This is a genomic window from Streptomyces sp. NPDC087901 (assembly GCF_044742205.1).
In the GTDB taxonomy this organism is placed as follows: Bacteria; Actinomycetota; Actinomycetes; order Streptomycetales; family Streptomycetaceae; genus Streptomyces.
This window is the reverse complement of sequence record NZ_JBIUUC010000009.1, coordinates 294,644-309,989: the sequence shown is the minus strand read 5'-3', so window position 1 is coordinate 309,989 and position 15,346 is coordinate 294,644. Positions and strand designations below refer to the sequence as shown.

Below are 15,346 nucleotides of genomic sequence, written 5' to 3'. Positions count from 1 at the left end.
GGGCGTTCGGCCCGCAGTGCGGCGGCTTTGCGCAGAAGCCCGCGGCCGGGCCTCAGTCCCGTGGACGTCAGTCCTCGTGAGCCCGGCTCGGCGGCGCGCCACGGTCCGCCGGGAGACTCCGGCGGCACAAGCAACAGAGGAACGGCAATGACGGTGACAGAGGACAGCCCGGAGCTCGCGCCCGGTATCGAGGAGTTCGGTCCCGGTATCGACCCGCAGCGGCTGGCCGTCTGCCTGAGTGTGCTCGACGAGCTCGACTCCATCGACGTCGACCACCCGGACGCCATCGCGGTACGCCGCGCCACCGCCGGTGTCTACCGCACCGTGAAGCAGCGGCGCCGCCAGGAGCGCCGCGCCGCGAAGACGGCGCACGACAAGGCCGTGACCGAGGCGACCGCGACGGGCTCGGCCGAGCGCATCGACGACGAGACCGAGGGCGTTCTTCCGTCTTCCTCCGCCGCCTCCGAGATCGCGGGGGTCCTCCAGCGGCCCAGGTCCTGCTACATCTGCAAGACGCGGTACGTCGAGGTCGACGCCTTCTACCACCAGCTCTGCCAGGACTGCGCCCGCGAGAACCGCGCCCGGCGCGACGCGCGCACCGACCTCACCGGCCGCCGCGCGCTGCTCACCGGCGGGCGCGCCAAGATCGGCATGTACATCGCACTGCGGCTGCTGCGCGACGGCGCGCACACCACGATCACCACCCGCTTCCCCAACGACGCGATCCGTCGCTTCAAGGCCATGCCGGACAGCGACGAGTGGATCCACCGCCTGAAGATCGTCGGCATCGATCTGCGCGACCCGGCCCAGGTCGTCGCCCTCGCCGACTCGGTGGCCGCCGAGGGACCGCTGGACATCCTGATCAACAACGCCGCGCAGACGGTCCGTCGTTCCCCTCAGGCGTACAGCGAACTGCTCGCTGCCGAGTCCGCCCCGCTGCCCGCGGGCGAGCTGCCGGCCGCCGAGGTCATCGGTACCTTCGGCAGTGGCACCGTCGACCGCGTGGCCGCGCTGCCCGCTGCCCGCAAGGAGGGGCTGAGCGCGCAGGACGTCACCGAGCTTGCCCTGGTGACCGGATCGGCCTCGCTGGAGCGCATCGCCGCAGGCACCGCGATCGACGCGGGCGGACTCGTCCCGGATCTGCACCACACCAACAGCTGGATCCAGACGGTCGAAGAGGTCGAACCGATAGAGCTGCTGGAAGTCCAGCTCTGCAACTCCACCGCACCGTTCATCCTGATCAGCCGGCTCCGCCAGGCGATGGCCGCGACTGCCGCGAAGCACTCCTACGTGGTCAACGTATCCGCGATGGAAGGCGTGTTCGGCCGTGGCTACAAGGGCGCGGGCCACCCGCACACCAACATGGCGAAGGCCGCGCTGAACATGCTGACCCGCACCAGCGCCCAGGAGATGTTCGAGAAGGACGGCATCCTGATGACCGCCGTCGACACCGGCTGGATCACCGACGAGCGCCCGCACCCGGACAAGATGCGGCTCGCCGAGGAAGGCTTCCACGCCCCGCTCGACCTGGTCGACGGAGCTGCCCGCGTCTACGACCCGATCGTCCGCGGCGAAGCGGGCGAGGCGATGTACGGCTGCTTCCTCAAGGACTACGCCCCCGCCAACTGGTAACACGTCCTGTGGTCACAGACCCGGTCCGGGAACCCTCCCGGGCCGGGTCTTTTCCATGACCGGTGGCTGAAAGTGACCCAAGGCACACGTTCCATCGAGCATGGGCGCGCTCATTTGGTTACGCTGAGGCCAACGGACGTCATCAAGGGATCCACGAAGGTTCCTCGACCGTCCTGGGACAGGCTCGTCAACCGGGCCGCAGTCCCGTCTCTTACCCGGCGCCACCGCGACCGAACAGATTCTTCCCTGCCCCGCACCATGGGCGGTCGACCACCGGATACGACGCCGGAACGTCGGATGCGCCCGGGGCTACGTGACACAAAGGAGTGCGCGGTGACGACACCAGAACTGACGAAGCGCGAACAGGGGACGGCCGAACGGCACGGAGACCGGGCCCGCAAGCCCGAGAAGCTCCGGAACATCGAGGTCTGGGCCAGGTCCGCACCGATCCGGCTGGCCGGCTACGAGGACGACCTCGCCGAGCCGCACATCCTGCCCGGCATCGACTGAGTGCTTCCCACCCGAGCTCCGGTCCGCGCCCCGAGGGGCGGGGCCGGAGCTCGGTGGTGCCGCGGTGTTCGAGGTTGTCAGAAGACCGCGTTCGCGACGGCGGCCCCGGCGAACGAGAGACCCACCCCCGCGCAGACCGTAAGCAGCAGATATCCCCCCGCCAGGCCCAGCCGGCGGGCGGACGTCAGGGTGAGCAGTTCGTAGGAGAACGTCGACCAGGTCGACAGGGCCCCGCAGAAGCCCGTGGCGAGGAGCAGATTCAGCCGGGTTCCCAGATCGCCGTCGGACGCCGCCTCCGCGATGAAGCCGAGGAGCAGGGCCGCGCCCGCGTTGGCGGCGAAGGTGCCCCACGGAAAGGCGGTGTGGAGGCGGAACTTCGCGTCGACCCCGAGGTAGTAGCGCAGCGGCGCCCCCACCAGTCCGCCGGCGAGTACGAGCAGCCAGTCGGTCACGAGGCGTCGCCTCCCGTGCCGTAGGAGCGCCGGAAGGCGAAATGGGTGGCGAACGCGCCCGCGGTCACGGCGGCCAGCGCGGCCACCACGGTCAGCAGGAGGCAGCCGACCGCGTATCCCGGCTGATCGTTCTCGAACAGCTCCCGCACGTTGTCCGTGTAGTGCGAGAACGAGGTGAACCCGCCCAGCACACCCGTGCCCAGCAGCGGACTGATCAGCCGGGGCGCGTCGGGGAAGCGCAGCTTCAGGGTGACCATCAGGATGCCCATCAGGAAACATCCCACCGTGTTGACCAGCAGGATCGTCCACGGGAAGGCCGATGTGCCGGTCGGCCACAGACGCTCGGCCCCGTAGCGGGCCACGGCTCCGGCGGCGCCGCCGATCGCGACGGCGCCCACGACCGACAACTGCACCCCGGGATGGTGATCGGGGTGGCTGCGGCGGTGCAACTGCATCTTGAGGGACATGCCGCGAATCTACGGAGCCGACCGGGACGGCCCGGGCGGAGCACGCTGGCAGCCGCGGCCCCCCACCTGACTGGGCCAATCAGGCCACCACACAACGCGACAGCTCGGTAACCCTGTGTCTTGATGTGGGTTGTAAGGATCCGCCTCCTCCTGACCCGCGGTCCGGGAGCAGGCCCCGCTGCCGAGTCGTTGGAGCCAGCCTTGCCTCTCGCCGAGCCGGAAATCGTCCGGCGCCTGGAGAAGCGTCAGCCGTCCGCATACCTCCTTGCCTCCCTGCGGGGTGTCGGACAGGTAGACCTCCAGCCCGCCCTGCTGACCGGCGTGGCGATCCTCGTCGCGCTCTGGGTGTCGGGCTGGGAGAACGGGCTCTTCGCCACCCTCGGCACGCTGATCGCCACGGCGACGGCCTACGCGCTCGGTGTCGACCGCGCGGGTATCGCGCTCGGCCTCCAGGGGTATGCGGGCTGCCTCACGGGCATCGCCCTCTACTCCTCGCTGGGCAACCATCCGGCCACCTATGTACTGACCGTCGTCGGCGCCATCATGTGCACCCTTCTGATGGCGGCTCTGGGCACCTTCCTCACCCCTTACGGGCTCACCCCCCTGACCGCGCCCTTCTGCCTGGTCTCCGGAGTGATGGTGGTGGGAGCCCCGTCGTTCGAGCGGGTCTGGCACGGCGCCCCGGCCGCCGTTTCCAGCACCACCAGCGGTGACACCGCGATGTCGTGGGACGTCCTGTGGCACGCGTTCTTCAACAACGTCTCGCAGATCTTCCTGGTCGAGAGCTGGTACGTCGGCCTGATCATGCTCGTCGGACTCGCCCTGGCCGGCCTGCGCGTCGTCCTCTACGCGGCGGCCGGCAGCGTGGTCGGGATCGTCGCCGCGTGGCTGCTGGGCGCCCCCACGGCTCTGATCTCCAACGGCATCTACGGATACAACGCGGTGCTCGTCGGCATCGCCGTCGGTGCCGTCTTCATGGCCAACACGGTCTGGACGGGGGTCTACGCGCTGTTCGGCGCGGCGGCGACCACCGGCCTCACCGCGTCGCTGACGTCGTTCTTCAAGTCGTTCGGCGGCCACACCTTCACCTGGCCGTTCATCCTCACCACCTGGGTGTTGATGGCGGCCGTACCCCTGCTGCCACGCCTGCGCCGGAGCGAGTGACCGCTTCCGGCCGGCACCGGACCTCCTGCCCTCAGCCCGTACATCACCGAGGAAGGTACTGACGATGAACCTCGCACCTCGCGAGATCGACAAACTGCTCGTCTACGTCGTGGCCGACCTGGCCCGCAAGCGCCAGGGCCGCGGTCTCAAGCTCAACTACAGCGAGTCGGTCGCGCTGATCACCGAGGCGATCCTCGAAGCGGCCCGCGACGGCAAGAGCGTCGCCGACTGCATGGAACTGGGCCGCCATGTCGTGGGCGAGGCCGACACCATGGACGGCGTACGGGAGATGCTCGGGCTGTTGCAGGTCGAGGCGTCCTTCGTGGACGGGACCAAGCTCGTGTCCTGCCACGACCCCATCGGCGGCTGACCCGTGGCCGAGCCCGTTGCCGTCATCGCCGTGTGCGGTCACGAAGCCGCCTACGGGCGTGCGCTGGACGGCGTCCTGGACGCCGGGGTCAGCGTCGTGTCGAGCGGGCGCGAACTGTTCCGGAGCATCGCCGAGCACGGGCGCCGGGGCGTGGAGACCGTGGTCGTCCCCATGACGCTCGGGCGCGATCCGGAACTCGTCGCGGACGCCGCCCGGACGCTGCGCGCCGTGCCCGCCGGCGAGCGCGGCACCACCGTGCTCGCCGAGCCGTTCGGCACCGCCCAGCACCTGGTCGCGTGGCTGCGGGCGGCGGCGGGCAAGGTTCCCGAGACCTCCGCGCTGCTGGTCACCGCCCCGTCCGGCGACCCGTTCGAGGACGCCGAGCTGTACCGGATCGCCGCGCTCGTCCGCCGCTACGGCCGCGACGGCCTCGTCGAGGTGGCGTTCACCGGGGGAGACCCGGACCCGGCCGAGGGCATCCGGCGGTGCCGGCTGCTCGGCGCGCAGCGGGTGGCGCTGTTCCCGGCCGCGTTCGCGCTGCCGGATGTGCCCGCGGCGGCCGCTGAGGCAACGGTGCCCGTCGACCGGATGGGCCCGCTGATCCCGGCGTCGGCACTGCGACGCGTCCTCGGCGAGCGGATCGCCGACGCCCGACGGCGCCTGCGTGAGCACGGGGACGACGGCGTCGCGGCCGGCCTGACCGCGGCGGAGAACCACGGCCACTCCCACACGCACCCGCCCGGTGAGGGACACGACCACCACCACGATCCGGGCCACCAGCACGAGCACGGCCACCACCACGACCCGGGCCACGAGCACGGTCCCGGACTCCTGCACACGCACCACCGCCCGTCCGCCCCTGGCGCGGACCGAGTCATCAGGAGCATCGCATGACGTTCCGTCAGAAGTATCTGTACGGCAAGGGCCCCATCGAGCTCAACGCGGGCCGTCGCACGGTGAAGCTCACCGTGAGCAACACCGGTGACCGCGCCGTTCAGGTCGGTTCCCACTACCACTTCTTCGAGGTCAACTCGGCCTTGTCGTTCGACCGCCAGAAGGCGCTCGGGATGCACCTCAACATCGCCGCCGGCACCTCCGTGCGGATCGAGCCCGGCGGCTCGCGCGAGGTGGAGCTGTGCGCGTACGGCGGCACCGGGCGTCTCGTCGGCTTCAGTGGACTGCTCAACGGCAGCCTCTCCTCCCACCCCGCCCGCGTCGAGGCCGTCCGCAGGGCCATCGAGCAGGGGTTCGAGGGAGCGCAGGGCACCCCCGACGCCAAGCGCGCCACCAAGGAATCCAAGGGCTCCAAGGCCACCAACGAAAAGAAGAAGGGTTCGCGCTGATGCCCATCCTGCCCCGCAAGCAGTACACCGACATGTTCGGCCCGACGGTCGGCGACCGGTTCCACCTCGCCGACACCAACCTCATCGTCGAGGTCGAGAAGGACTACAGCGAGGGCCAGTACGGCGACGAGGTCCTCTACGGCGGCGGCAAGACCATGCGCGACGGCATGGCCTCCGACCCGCAGGCCACCGCCGCCCAGGGCGCACTCGACACCGTCATCACCAATGTGGTCGTCATCGACCCGATGATCGGCGTCGTCAAGTGCGACATCGGCATCAAGGACGGCTTCATCGTCGGCATCGGAAAGTCCGGCAACCCGCAGACACAGAACAGCGTCGACCCGGACCTGGTCATCGGGCCGGGCACGGAGGCCATCGCGGGCGAGCACCTCATCGCCACCGCGGGCGCCATCGACACCCACGTCCACCTGATCGCCCCGCAGCAGGCCGAGCAGGCGCTGACCAACGGCATCACCACTCTGATCGGCGGTGGCACCGGTCCTTCGGACGGTTCCAACGGCACCACCTGTACCCCCGGCCCGTACAACATCGGCAAGCTCCTCCAGGCCGCCGAGACCATGCCGGTCAACCTCGGCATCATGGGCAAGGGCAACGGCAGCCTGCCGGAGGCGCTCAACGAGCAGGTCGTCGCCGGTGCCTGTGGGCTCAAGGTGCACGAGGACTGGGGCGCGACCCCGGCCGTCATCGACAACGCGCTGAATGTCGCCGACCGGTACGACGTCCAGGTCTCCATCCACACCGACAGTCTGAACGAGGGCGGATTCTTCGAGGACACCCGCTCCGCGATCGACGGCCGGGCCATCCACACCTTCCACAGCGAGGGCGCGGGCGGCGGTCACGCACCCGACATCCTGCGCATCGCCGGCGAACCGAACGTCCTGCCGTCCTCCACCAACCCGACGCTGCCGTACACCGTCAACTCGGTGGACGAGCTCCTGGACATGGTCATGGTCTGCCACCACCTCAGCCATGACATCCCCGAGGACGTGTCCTTCGCCGACAGCCGGGTCCGCGCCGAGACGATCGCCGCCGAGTCGGTGCTGCACGACCTCGGCGTGATCAGCATCTTCTCCTCCGACTCCCAGGCCATGGGCCGCATCGGCGAGTCCGTCACCCGCGCCTTCCAGACCGCGCACCACTGCAAGGACAAGCTCGGCACGCTGGAGGGCGACTCCGCCCGCAACGACAACCAGCGGGTGCTGCGCTACCTCGCCAAGGTCACCATCAACCCGGCGATCGCCTCCGGCATCTCCGACCACGTGGGGTCGATCGAGAAGGGCAAGCTCGCCGACATCGTGCTCTGGCCCATCCACTCCTTCGGCGCCAAGCCGAAGATGGTGATCAAGGGCGGCATCATCTCCTGGGCGCAGATGGGTGACCCCAACGCCTCCCTGCCGACCCCGCAGCCCGTCATCTACCGGCCGATGTTCGGCCAGTACGGCAAGGCGATGCAGGCGACGCACGCCACCTTCATGTCCCAGGCGGGCATCGCCGCCGGGGTGCCGGCCGAACTCGGCCTGGAACGCAAGGTCCTGCCGGTGCGCCGCACCCGCACCATCGGCAAGCACAACATGGTCCGCAACGACGCCCTGCCCGACATCCAGGTCGACCCGGAGACGTTCAAGGTCACGCTCAACGGCAAGGTCGCCACCATCGACCCGGCCGAGAAGCTGCCCCTCAACCACCTCTACTTCCTGGTGTAGGGCCGATGTTCCGTGATGAGGGCGGCACTGCCGGGGACAGCGTGGGCGCGGTGAACGGGACCGGTACGGGTCTGGGACCGCTGCTGGTCAGCCTCCAGCTGACCGACTCCGCGTTCCCGAGCGGCTTCTACACGCTGTCGCACAGCCTGGAGGGCTTCGCGCAGGCCGGGGCCGTCGACTCCGGCAGCCTGCCGTCGCTGCTGGAGGACCTGCTCCTGCACGGCGTCGGGCCCGCCGACGCCACCGCGCTCGCCCTTGCCCACCGCGCGACCGCGGCCGGCGACGTGGCGGCCGTCGTCCGGGTCGACGAGCACCTCCTGGCCACCAAGCTGGGCCGGGAGATGCGTCAGGCCGCCACCCGGACCGGCCGCCAGCTCCTGGATCTGGGCCAGGAGGTCTTCGGCCGCCCGGAGATCGGCGACTACTTCGACCGGGTCGTGCGGCGTGAGGCACCGGGGACCCAGGCCGTGGCCGCAGGGGTCATCTACGCGGCGACCGGCGTCCCGGCCCGGCAGGCCGTCGCAGCAGACCTGTTCGCGTTCTGCGTCAGCTTCGCCGGCGCGGCCCTGCGGCTGCGGCTGACCGACCACCGTACGACGCAGACGCTGATCCGGGGAGCCGCCCCGGTCATCGAGAAGACCGTCGAGGCCGCTCTGCGGCGCGAGCTCGACGACGTCGGCGCCACCGTCTTCGCCTCGGACATCATGTCGGGCCGTCATGAGCGCGCAGAGGCACGGCTCTTCGCCAGCTGAAATCCACCCCGAATCACACAGGGAGCACCATGGACGACAACGTACTGCGGGTCGGCATCGGCGGACCGGTCGGATCGGGCAAGACCGCGCTCATCGAGGCGCTGGTTCCGATGCTGATCGAGCGTGGCCACCGGCCCGCCGTCATCACCAACGACATCTACACACAGGAGGACGCCCAGCACGTCCGCCGCACGCTGGCCGGGGTCCTCGAACCCGAGCGGGTCGTCGGTGTCGAGACGGGCGCCTGCCCGCACACCGCCGTGCGCGACGACCCCACGATGAACCTGGCTGCCGGCGCGGAGATGCTGGAGCGCTTCCCGGACACCGACACGCTGTTCTACGAGTCCGGCGGCGACAACCTCACCCTGACATTCAGCCCCGCCCTCGTGGACCTCTTCATCTTCGTCCTGGACACGGCCGAGGGCGAGAAGATGCCCCGCAAGCGCGGCCCCGGCATCACCGACTCGGACCTCCTCGTCATCAACAAGATCGACATCGCGAAGTACGTGCGCACGGACATCGGCATCATGGAGTCCGATGCCCACCGGGTGCGGGACAACCGCCCCGTCGTCCTCACCGACTGCCTCACCGGCGTCGGCATCGACGACATCGCGGTGTACCTCGAATCGCGCCGCAAGGTGCTGATCTGACATGCAGCTCGCCCCGTACCGGCCCCGTGCCGACCGGCTTGCCGAGGAGTACTACACCGCGGTCCGCGTCCCCCCGGACGTGGCGGCGCTGGCCTCCCTGCCGGACACGCTCGCCCCCGGCTCCCCGGCCAAGGTGGGCATCCTGGACCTGGCCTTCGCGGTACAGGGCGGGCGCACCGAACTCGTCGAGCGCTACCAGAAGACACCGCTGCAGATCATGCGGCCGCTGTGGATCGACCCCGAGATGCCCGGCATGAGTTACGTCTACGTGATGGCGACCGGCGGCGGCGTCGCCCAGGCGGACCGCTACCGGATGGACTTCCGCTGCGGACCGGACACCGAGGTCCATCTGACCACCCAGGCGGCCACGAAGATCTTCCGGATGGAGCACGACTACGCGAGCCAGCGGGTGCACCTGACGGCGGAGGCCGGGAGTTACGTCGAGTACCTGCCGGATCCGCTGATCCCGTTCAAGGACGCCCGCTTCTACCAGCGCACCGAGGTGACCGTCGCGCCCGGTGCCACCGTCGTTCTCGGCGAGACGGTCACCGCCGGACGGCTCGCCCGCGGCGAACGGCACGCCTACCGCGTGCTCGCCACCGATCTGCACGTCAGCCGGCCCGACGGCACCCTGCTCGCCGTGGACACCCTGCGCCTGGCCCCCGGCCGGCGCGGCGAAGGAGCCCTGGGCCCCGGTGTGTTCGCCGGCCACGACCATGTCGCCTCACTCTTCGCCGTGACCGACCGGGTCCCCGCCACCGAACTCGCCGACGCCCTGCACGACGCGCTCGCCGGGCTCGGTGTCCTGTACGGGGTGAGTGTCCTGCCCCGGGACTGCGGCGCCTGGGTGCGCCTGCTGGACGACAGCCCGATCCGGGTCGCCGCCGCGCACGAGGCCGCCCGCCAGGCCGTACGCCGCCTGCTCACCGGCCACCGGGCCCCCGACCTGCGCAAGCCCTGAGACCCCCCACCGACACGAGGATCCGCCGATGAACACCGCTCCCGCGCCGATGCCGGCCGCGTACGACTCCGGGGACACCGCCTGGCTCCTCGCCGCCACCGCCATGGTGCTGTTGATGACGCCAGGTCTCGCCTTCTTCTACGGCGGCATGGTGCGCACCCGACAAGTGCTCATGATGATCAAGATGAGCTTTGCCGCGCTTGCCTTCGGCACCCTCGTCTGGTGGGTCATCGGATACACCCTGGCGTTCGGCCCCGATGTCGGCGGTGCCGGAATCATCGGGAACCTCGACCACGTGTTCATGCACGACATCGAGCTGAACACGCTGACCGGGGCGATCCCCACCTACGTCTACAGCACCTTCCAGATGGGCTTCGCCATCATCACGGTGGCGCTGGTCAGCGGATCGATCGCGGACCGCGCCACGATGAAGGGGTGGCTCGTCTTCGTCGTGCTGTGGCTGCTCATCGTCTACATCCCCATCGCGCACTGGGTGTTCGACACGGACGGCTGGATCGTGAAGCACCTCGGAGCACTCGACTTCGCCGGCGGTCTGCCGGTGGAGCTCAACTCGGGCGTCGCCGGTCTCGCCGTCGCCCTCGTCCTGCGCGCGCCGCGCGACTTCGCCCGCCGCGAGGAGCGCCCCAACAACATTCCGCTTGTGGTCATCGGCGTGGGCCTGCTCTGGTTCGGCTGGTTCGGCTTCAACTCCGGTTCCGCGCTGACCGACCAGGGCACCGCCGCCGCGGCCTTCATCAACACCCAGCTCGGGGCGGCGGGTGCCATGGTCACCTGGCCGCTGGTGGAGAAGTGGCGCACCGGCAAGGTCACCACCATGGGCGTCGTCTCCTCCGCCGTCGCGGGCATGGTCGCCATCACCCCGGCCTGCGGTGAGATCGACACACTCGGCGCGGTCATCACCGGCCTCGTCGTCGGCGCGGTGTGCGCCTTCGCGATCACGCTCAAGTTCCGCTTCAACGTGGACGACACACTCGACGTGGTGGGCGTGCACGGTGTCGGAGGGCTGATCGGCCTGATCATGGTCGGGCTCTTCGCCACCGCACGCATCAGCGGCAAGGAAGGGCTCTTCTACGGCGGCGGCTGGGGGCTGCTGGGCAAGCAGCTCGTCGCCATCGTCTCCGTGATCGCCTTCTCCTTCATCCTCACCTGGCTCATCGCCAAGGCCGTGGACATGACCGTCGGATTCCGCGCCAAGGAGGAGTACGCGAACGTTCCCGGCGAGGAGGAGGAGCGCGCGTACGACTTCCAGACCGCCGAGCGCCTCGGCGCACTGGTCTCCGGCAAGCCGGCGTCCGAGGACGACGAACTCGTCAGGCAGATCAGTACGTTGCTGCGGGCCCGCGAGGGCGACCGGTAGCCGGCCCGGTCCGGCCGGGCGTCGAACGCCCGGCTCGTCCCGGTCCCTCCCCTCAGTCATCCGATGGCTATGGGTGGGGAGTTTCGTTCTGTCTGGAAGATTGCATTGACAGGTTCGCGTCGCGCTCCAATCATCGGATGTCATGACCGAACTTCCCAGGCGCCATGTACTCGGAATGACGGCAGGGGCGGCAGTCGGCGCCGCCCTGCTCACCCCCGCCACCGCCGAAGCGGCCCCGCGCACCGGAGCCGCCCCCGAGCCCCTTCACCGGGATGACTGGGGCGCCGTACCCCCGGCCGTTCCCGTTCCCCTCGACGACTGGTTCGACAACGACGGCATCGACACCGCCGAGGCCCGCGGCGGCAACTTCGACGGCTCCGGCTACACCTTCCCTGGTGAGGAACTCCCGGCAGGGGACCGGGAGATAGCGGGCACCACGTTCCGCTTCCCGGCAGCCGCCGCCGGGGCCAAGAACAACATCGTCGCGCTCGGGCAGCGCATCGAAGTACCGCCGGGGCGTTACCTCTCCGGTCTCTTCCTCACCTCGTGCAGTTACGGTGCCGCATCCGGCAAGGCCACCGTGCACTATGCCGACGGCAGCACGGCGTCCCCGGGCCTCGCCGGGCCTGACTGGTACTCAGGTAGCGGGGAGCTGACCGCCGCCTACCGGTACACCGCCGACGGTACGAAGGACCCGCACCCGGTCTCCCTCGCCGTGTCGGAGATCGCGCTCGACCCGACGAGGGAAGTCGTCGCGCTGACGCTTCCCACCACCCTGCCCGCCGAGGAGAACAAGTCCAGCCTGCACATCTTCGCCCTCTCCCTCCAGCCCGCAGCGGAAGGAAGGGCGCTGGCGGTGCGCGACGCACACTCCACTACCTCGCTGCTGGACCACGGGGCCCAGAGCGTCGAGGCGACCGTCGTCAACGCGGGCACGGTGGGCATCCTCGCCGCCGACGGCCTCACGCTCTCGGTGGACGTCCCCGGCGCGCGTACAGTCGCACCCGCCCGCATCACCCGGCTCGCCCCCGGCGACCAGGCCCGCGTCCGCATCGGCATCCGCAACAGACCGGGCACCTCTCCCGGCACCGCCCAGGACGGCAGCGTGGTCGCACGCGGCCGCGGTAAGCAGGCGGCAACGGTCCGGCGCTCGCTGACCCTCGGCGTGCCCGACTACACGCCGACGGACACGTCCCTCTCCACCCACCAGGCGCCCTACTGGTTCCAGGACGCGAAGTTCGGCATCTTCATCCACTGGGGCATCTACTCCGTGCCGGCCTGGGCGCCGGTCGGCACGCAGTACGCCGAGTGGTACTGGAACCAGATGCAGGACCCCGGCAACCCCACCTACGCGCACCACCGCGACACCTACGGTGAGGCCTTCGCCTACGACGACTTCATCCCGCAGTTCCGCGCCGAGCGCTTCGACCCCCGCTCCTGGGTGGAGCTGTTCCGGGACGCGGGCGCGCAGTACCACGTCCTCACCTCCAAGCACCACGAGGGCTTCGCGCTCTGGGACACCAAGCTCTCCGACCGCAACTCGGTGAAGATGGGGCCCGGGCGCGATGTGATCAGGGAACTCTTCGACGCCTCGCGGCGCTACACCCCCGAACTCCACCGGGGCCTGTACTTCTCCATGCCCGAGTGGTTCAACCCCGACCACCCGTGGATGGGGCACGCCCCGCGCAACCCGTACACCCAGGAGCCCGTGCCGTACACCGGCCACACGGCGGGCAAGGACTACGTCACCGAGTTCCAGGGCCCGCAGATGCTGGAACTGATCGAGGGGTACGACCCCGAGATCATCTGGTGCGACATCGGCGGCGACAACGACAGTCACCGGGTGCTGGCCGAGTACTTCAACCAGGCCAAGAACCGGGCCCGTCCGGTCGACGTCACGGTCAACGACCGCTCCGGGATCGGGTCCCACGACTTCACGACGCCCGAGTACACCACGTACGACCAGATCGTCACCGCCAAGTGGGAGTCCAGCCGCGGACTCGATCCGTTCAGCTACGGGTACAACGCGCAGACCCCGGACGAGAAGTACATGACGGCCGAGGAGATCGTGCACTCGCTCGTCGACATCGTCTCCAAGAACGGCAACTTCCTGCTCGACATCGGGCCCAAGGCCGACGGGACCATCCCCGACATCATGCAGCGCAGGCTGCGCGAGACGGGGGCGTGGCTGAAGACCAACGGGGAGGCGATCTACGACACCACCTACTGGTCGCGGATGCCGCAGCTCGGGGAGGATCTGCGGTTCACCGTCCGCCCCGACCAGGCGTTCTACATCCACTCGCTGGTCAGGCCCGGGGCGACGCTGACTGTCGAGGCTCCGGTGCCGGTGCGCAGCGGCGACCGGATCACGCTGCTCGGGCACGACCGGCCGCTCACCTGGCGCACAGCGGGCGGCTCGCTCGTGATCGACGTGCCGGCGGCGGCCCGCAGGACCGGAGAGCACGCCTGGGTGTTCAAGATCGCCTGGACGCGCTGAGCGGAGAGGGGCCCGGCGGCTCCGGCCGCATGAACTCCCGCACGTAGGTGCGGTGCCACCAGTTGCCGGTGGCCCGCAGTTCGCGCCAGGTCGTGTACCGGTAGCGGTACACCCTGGCGCGCACGTGTGCCGGAGGGTCACCGGGGAACGGGTTGTGCCGCAGCAGCCGCAGGGTGTCCCGGTCGTTCTCCAGCAGCCGCTCCACGAACGGCCCGAACCAGGGCCGGGCGTACGCGGGCGAGAGCGCCGCGAACCACATCATCCAGTCGAGTCGCAGATGGTACGGGGCGAACTGGCGCGGCAGCCGCCGCGGATCGCCCGGCTTGCCGCGGAAGCCGTACTCCTGCCACACCGTGCCCGGGTGGATCACCTGCTCGCCGGTCCCCTCGACGACCACCTCCATCCGGACCCGGCTGATGCTGCCGAACGCGCCGTAGGTGTTGACCAGGTGCAGCGGGTCGAAGGACCGGTTCATCACCTGCCGGCGCGAGAGCAGGTTGCGGGCCGGGCGGTAGCTGAGGACCACGACCAGGGCGGTGACGGCGATGACCACCACCTCGTACCAGAGGGGCGCACCGGCCTGCGAAGGCGGCTCGGCGACCGGGGACCAGTCGACGGCCGACAGTGCGAGGGCGATCGTCAGCCAGTTGAGCCACGCGAAGTTGCCCGACAGCACCAGCCACAGCTGAGTGAGGACCATCAGCCCCGCCGCTGCGCTCGCCACCGGCTGCGGGGTGAAGAGCAGCACCGGCACGAGGAGTTGGGTCACGTGGTTGGCCGCCACCTCGGCACGGTGCAGGGGCCGGGGAAGGCGGTGGAAGAACCAGCTCAGCGGGCCCGGCATCGGCTGGGTCTCGTGGTGGAAGTACAGACACGTCAGCTTGCGCCAGCACGCGTCCCCCCGGATCTTGATCAGCCCGGCGCCGAACTCCACCCGGAACAGCACCCAGCGCAGCAGCCACAGCACGAGCACCGGTGCCGCCGTGTCCGCGTTGCCGAGGAAGACGGCGAGGAACCCCGTCTCCAGGAGCAGCGACTCCCAGCCGAAGCCGTACCAGACGCCGCCGATCTGCACGATCGACAGGTACAGCGCCCAGGGCAGGGCCCACAGGAGCATGGAACCCCACAGTGGTACGAAACGGTCCGCACCCGCGAGCAGAGCGACGGCGAGCACACAGCCGGTCCAGGCGACCAGGGCGAAGAACCGGTCGGAGTAGTGGAGGCGGAAGAGCCCCGGTGCGGCACGCCAGTCCGTGCGCCGCAACAGTTCGGGGGCGGGCAGCATGCCGCGCTCGCCGATCAGCGCCCGGAACTGGAGCGCGGCGGTGAGGAAGGCGGTCAGATAGATGACGGCCAGGGCCTTCTGGAAGAGAAGCCGGCCGAGCCGGTACCCGTCTGCGGTGAACCAGTCCATCGCTTCCAGTATCGGCCCGCCGCCGCTCCCCG

Annotated in this window: 15 protein-coding genes; 12 read left to right on the top strand and 3 right to left on the bottom strand. The window is 69.8% G+C overall.

Annotation, left to right across the window (positions count from 1 at the left end):
* Positions 1-147: 147 nt before the first annotated feature.
* Positions 148-1,632 (top strand): SDR family NAD(P)-dependent oxidoreductase, encoded by a 1,485-nt coding sequence (locus tag ACIOEW_RS26995; protein WP_362552455.1) that lies wholly within the window; start codon positions 148-150, stop codon positions 1,630-1,632.
* A 333-nt stretch (positions 1,633-1,965) separates the two neighbouring features.
* The gene (locus ACIOEW_RS26990; protein ID WP_362552452.1) at positions 1,966-2,142 is read left to right on the top strand and encodes a hypothetical protein; all 177 of its coding nucleotides are present in this window, start codon (positions 1,966-1,968) and stop codon (positions 2,140-2,142) included.
* A gap of 77 nt (positions 2,143-2,219) precedes the next feature.
* Here ACIOEW_RS26990 and ACIOEW_RS26985 read toward each other — a convergent pair whose 3' ends face one another.
* Together ACIOEW_RS26985 and ACIOEW_RS26980 are read right to left on the bottom strand one after the other, a co-directional pair.
* Complete coding sequence (locus ACIOEW_RS26985) at positions 2,220-2,594, bottom strand: CrcB family protein (RefSeq protein WP_362552449.1); 375 nt, start codon at positions 2,592-2,594, stop codon at positions 2,220-2,222.
* Positions 2,591-3,061 carry a fluoride efflux transporter FluC gene (locus tag ACIOEW_RS26980; RefSeq protein WP_401966549.1) on the bottom strand — a complete coding sequence of 157 codons (471 nt, stop codon included), beginning with the start codon at positions 3,059-3,061 and terminating at the stop codon, positions 2,591-2,593. The genes ACIOEW_RS26985 and ACIOEW_RS26980 overlap by 4 nt, the downstream gene beginning before the upstream one ends.
* 201 nt (positions 3,062-3,262) lie before the next feature.
* On the opposite strand from ACIOEW_RS26980, the gene ACIOEW_RS26975 reads away from it, so the two are divergent.
* The 10 genes from ACIOEW_RS26975 (at position 3,263) to ACIOEW_RS26930 (ending at position 13,900) form a co-directional block, all read left to right on the top strand.
* On the top strand, positions 3,263-4,225 hold the full coding sequence (locus ACIOEW_RS26975; protein ID WP_401966546.1) for an urea transporter: 963 nt from the start codon (positions 3,263-3,265) through the stop codon (positions 4,223-4,225).
* 64 nt (positions 4,226-4,289) lie between these two features.
* Positions 4,290-4,595, top strand: a complete 306-nt coding sequence (locus tag ACIOEW_RS26970; protein WP_326656109.1) for an urease subunit gamma — start codon at positions 4,290-4,292, stop codon at positions 4,593-4,595.
* A 3-nt stretch (positions 4,596-4,598) separates the two neighbouring features.
* The gene (locus ACIOEW_RS26965) at positions 4,599-5,489 is read left to right on the top strand and encodes a sirohydrochlorin chelatase (protein ID WP_401966543.1); all 891 of its coding nucleotides are present in this window, start codon (positions 4,599-4,601) and stop codon (positions 5,487-5,489) included.
* On the top strand, positions 5,486-5,938 hold the full coding sequence (locus ACIOEW_RS26960; protein WP_401966541.1) for an urease subunit beta: 453 nt from the start codon (positions 5,486-5,488) through the stop codon (positions 5,936-5,938). The genes ACIOEW_RS26965 and ACIOEW_RS26960 overlap by 4 nt, the downstream gene beginning before the upstream one ends.
* Positions 5,938-7,662 (top strand): urease subunit alpha, encoded by a 1,725-nt coding sequence (gene ureC, locus ACIOEW_RS26955; RefSeq protein WP_401966540.1) that lies wholly within the window; start codon positions 5,938-5,940, stop codon positions 7,660-7,662. Before ACIOEW_RS26960 ends, ureC begins: the two co-directional genes overlap by 1 nt.
* Positions 7,663-7,667: 5 nt before the next feature.
* Positions 7,668-8,414, top strand: coding sequence for an urease accessory protein UreF (locus tag ACIOEW_RS26950; protein WP_401966539.1), 747 nt, complete (start codon positions 7,668-7,670; stop codon positions 8,412-8,414).
* 29 nt (positions 8,415-8,443) lie between these two features.
* A complete protein-coding gene (ureG, locus tag ACIOEW_RS26945; protein WP_362552429.1) occupies positions 8,444-9,064 on the top strand; it encodes an urease accessory protein UreG in 621 nt (206 codons plus the stop codon).
* Position 9,065: 1 nt separating this feature from the next.
* Positions 9,066-10,025 (top strand): urease accessory protein UreD, encoded by a 960-nt coding sequence (locus ACIOEW_RS26940; protein WP_362552426.1) that lies wholly within the window; start codon positions 9,066-9,068, stop codon positions 10,023-10,025.
* Between the two features lie 28 nt (positions 10,026-10,053).
* Positions 10,054-11,403 (top strand): ammonium transporter, encoded by a 1,350-nt coding sequence (locus ACIOEW_RS26935; RefSeq protein ID WP_362552424.1) that lies wholly within the window; start codon positions 10,054-10,056, stop codon positions 11,401-11,403.
* Between the two features lie 142 nt (positions 11,404-11,545).
* Complete coding sequence (locus tag ACIOEW_RS26930; protein ID WP_401966536.1) at positions 11,546-13,900, top strand: alpha-L-fucosidase; 2,355 nt, start codon at positions 11,546-11,548, stop codon at positions 13,898-13,900.
* On the opposite strand, the gene ACIOEW_RS26925 is transcribed toward ACIOEW_RS26930, so the two are convergent.
* A complete protein-coding gene (locus tag ACIOEW_RS26925; protein WP_401966535.1) occupies positions 13,878-15,314 on the bottom strand; it encodes a lipase maturation factor family protein in 1,437 nt (478 codons plus the stop codon). The two genes, ACIOEW_RS26930 and ACIOEW_RS26925, sit on opposite strands and share 23 nt — an antisense overlap.
* Positions 15,315-15,346: the final 32 nt, after the last annotated feature.

Coding starts and splice junctions, on each gene's coding strand:
- ACIOEW_RS26925 (WP_401966535.1), bottom strand. CDS start 15,314: ATGGACTGGTTCACCGCAGACGGGTACCGGCTCGGCCGGCTTCTCTTC.
- ACIOEW_RS26940 (WP_362552426.1), top strand. CDS start 9,066: ATGCAGCTCGCCCCGTACCGGCCCCGTGCCGACCGGCTTGCCGAGGAG.
- ACIOEW_RS26980 (WP_401966549.1), bottom strand. CDS start 3,061: ATGTCCCTCAAGATGCAGTTGCACCGCCGCAGCCACCCCGATCACCAT.
- ACIOEW_RS26935 (WP_362552424.1), top strand. CDS start 10,054: ATGAACACCGCTCCCGCGCCGATGCCGGCCGCGTACGACTCCGGGGAC.
- ACIOEW_RS26960 (WP_401966541.1), top strand. CDS start 5,486: ATGACGTTCCGTCAGAAGTATCTGTACGGCAAGGGCCCCATCGAGCTC.
- ureG (WP_362552429.1), top strand. CDS start 8,444: ATGGACGACAACGTACTGCGGGTCGGCATCGGCGGACCGGTCGGATCG.
- ureC (WP_401966540.1), top strand. CDS start 5,938: ATGCCCATCCTGCCCCGCAAGCAGTACACCGACATGTTCGGCCCGACG.
- ACIOEW_RS26950 (WP_401966539.1), top strand. CDS start 7,668: ATGTTCCGTGATGAGGGCGGCACTGCCGGGGACAGCGTGGGCGCGGTG.
- ACIOEW_RS26970 (WP_326656109.1), top strand. CDS start 4,290: ATGAACCTCGCACCTCGCGAGATCGACAAACTGCTCGTCTACGTCGTG.
- ACIOEW_RS26995 (WP_362552455.1), top strand. CDS start 148: ATGACGGTGACAGAGGACAGCCCGGAGCTCGCGCCCGGTATCGAGGAG.
- ACIOEW_RS26930 (WP_401966536.1), top strand. CDS start 11,546: ATGACCGAACTTCCCAGGCGCCATGTACTCGGAATGACGGCAGGGGCG.